The sequence below is a fragment of the Arthrobacter sp. CAN_A1 genome (genome assembly GCF_015751665.1).
Taxonomy (GTDB): domain Bacteria; phylum Actinomycetota; class Actinomycetes; order Actinomycetales; family Micrococcaceae; genus Arthrobacter_D.
In genome coordinates this window covers 1-2,385 of the sequence record NZ_JADOUR010000037.1, presented here as the reverse complement: position 1 = coordinate 2,385, position 2,385 = coordinate 1, and the positions used below count along the sequence as shown (strand labels likewise).

General features: G+C 67.8%; 2 protein-coding genes. Both read left to right on the top strand.

Going from position 1 to position 2,385, the window contains the following annotated elements:
- Positions 1–1,476: IS21 family transposase (gene istA / locus IWX62_RS16100; protein ID WP_196842422.1), on the top strand; the 1,476-nt coding region annotated here is incomplete at its 5' end.
- Entirely contained in the window at positions 1,473–2,252 is a 780-nt protein-coding gene (istB, locus tag IWX62_RS16095; RefSeq protein ID WP_196842421.1) for an IS21-like element helper ATPase IstB, read from the top strand. The genes istA and istB, both read left to right, overlap by 4 nt.
- The last annotated feature ends 133 nt before the right edge of the window (positions 2,253–2,385 follow it).

The window sequence follows — 2,385 nt, the reverse complement described above, 5'->3', positions numbered from 1 at the left end:
GCCGCGGAGCTTACGGGCTGTTCCCACCACACGGTCAACCGGCATGTTGGGGCGCGGAACGCGGGCCAGCCAATGGCCGAGCCGGTCTACCGGGGCCGTGTCACTGACGCGTTCCTGCCCAAGATCGAGGAATGGGTTGAGGCCTCCAAGGGCAAGATCCGCGCCGACAAAGCCCACGACAAACTCCGGGCCCTGGGCTATGAGGGTTCGGAACGCTCGACCCGCCGTGCTGTCGCCCAGGTGCGGGCGGCGTGGCGGCTGGGTCATGTCCGGGTGCACCGGCCCTGGATCACCGAGCCGGGGATGTGGCTTCAGTACGATTTCGGCGACGGCCCCCTGATCGAGGGGAGAAAGACCGTGTTGTTCGTGGCATGGCTGGCCTGGTCGCGGTTCAGGATCGTGATCGCTTTGCGGGACCGGACGGCGCCGAGTGTGTTCGCGGCATTGGACCGCACCTTCCGTGTCCTGGGCGGCGCGCCAACCTATGTCCTAACCGACAATGAGAAAACGGTCACCGTTTCCCATGTTGCTGGGGTCCCGGTGCGTAACCAGCAGACCGTGGACTTCGCCCGCCACTACGGGGTGACAGTGTTGACCTGCCAGCCGGCGGATCCTGCCTCCAAGGGCGGCGTGGAGGCATCGGTGCGGGTCGCTAAAGCCGACATCGTCCCCAAAGACACGAATCTGCGGGCCGAATACGCCTCCTTCGCGGAGATCGAAGCGGCGTGCCAAGTGTTCATGGACGAGGTCAACAACCGTGAGCACCGTGCCACCCGCCGCAAACCAGCGGTGATGCTCGCCGAGGAAGCACCCCGGCTGCACCGGATCCCGGACACCGCGCACACGGTCGCGTTCGGGCTCTCCCGGACGGTGCCGGAGAACACGCCGATGGTCACCTTCGAAAACGGCCAGTACTCCGTCCCGGCAGCCCTGCTCGGCGCGCGCGTATTCGTGCGCAGCCACGGTGCCGGACCCGGTGAGCAGGTCATCATCGTCCATCACGGCAGCGCCGGCCCGGTGGAAGTCGCCCGGCACCAGCGGGCCCGCCCGGGCAGCCCCGCGATCAACGACGCCCATTTCCCTGATCACCGGCCGAAGATCCCGGGCGATTACGCGGTCAAGGCCCGCAACGCCGCGGAGGCGGAGTTCCTTGGCATCGGGGACGGCGCCCGCGCGTGGCTGCTCGAAGCCGCCGCCGCGGGCACGGCGCGGATGAACGTGAAGATGGCCGAAGCGGTGGCCTTGGCGAAGATCGCCGGGCAGGCCGACGTCGATCAGGCGTTGGGGACCGCGGCCGTCCATGGCCGCTTCGCGCACAAAGACCTGGCCTCAATCCTGACCGCCGGGGGCGCCCGCACCACGACCCGCGCCGCGGACGAAACCCGGTCCTTGACCCAGGGCACGGCCGGGTGGGCGGCCATCGGACGTCCCCCCGGTGCCGGCCGTGGTGAGACCGGACTGGAGGAAAGCGCATGAGCCCGGTCCCGGTCACCGCGCCCGTCCTGCCGGCGGACCTGGAGGCGCTGATGCGGCAGCTGAAGATGCCCTACGCGCGGGCTCTGGCACCGGAGTTGATCGCGACCGCCCGTACGCAACGCTGGGAACCGGCCGAGGTCATCAAGGCCCTCTTCACCGAGGAAGTCGCTGGCCGGTCCCGGTCCATGCTCGCCACCAGGCGTAAAGCCGCAGGGTTCCCGACCGGGAAGACCTTCGGCACCTGGGATCCCGCCGCGTCCTCAGTCCCGCTACCGACACAGCAGGCGCTGCGGACACTGGAATGGATCGGGCGCAAGGAAAACGTTGTCATTTGCGGGCCCTCCGGCACCGGGAAGACGTTCTTCCTCGAAGCCCTCGGGCAGCAGGCCGTCGAGGCCGGCATGCGCGTGGCATGGTTCCGCCTTGAAGACCTCGGCGCGCTGATGCGCGCGCACCGCTCCGACGACAGCGTCACGAAAGTGGTCGCCAGGATCCTGCGCGCGGATTTAGTGGTGGTCGATGACATAGGGCTCCTGCCTGTCGGGACCGATGCCGCCGAGGGCCTCTACCGCCTTGTTGACGCAGCCTATGAGAAACGCTCCATCGCGGTCTCCTCGAATCTGCATCCCGCGGGCTTCGACGAGCTCATGCCCAAAACCCTCGCCACCGCGACGGTCGACCGGCTGCTGCACCACGCACACGTCTGCCAAACCACTGGGGAATCGATCCGCCTCAGCCAGGCCCTGGCCGGACAAGGAGTCACGCCAATGAGCTAAACAAATCCCGAACATGGCCAACGCCGCCGAATACCCGGTGGGCAGATCCGATGGCCATGACCGGGCAGTTTTCATGGCCACCAGCGGGCAGTAATGCTGGCCACCCGTGGGCACCTTTAACTGGCCCTTGACA

What these genes read in the sequence shown, in the direction of transcription:
- istB (WP_196842421.1), top strand. Translation starts at nt 1,473, where the DNA reads ATGAGCCCGGTCCCGGTCACCGCGCCCGTCCTGCCGGCGGACCTGGAG.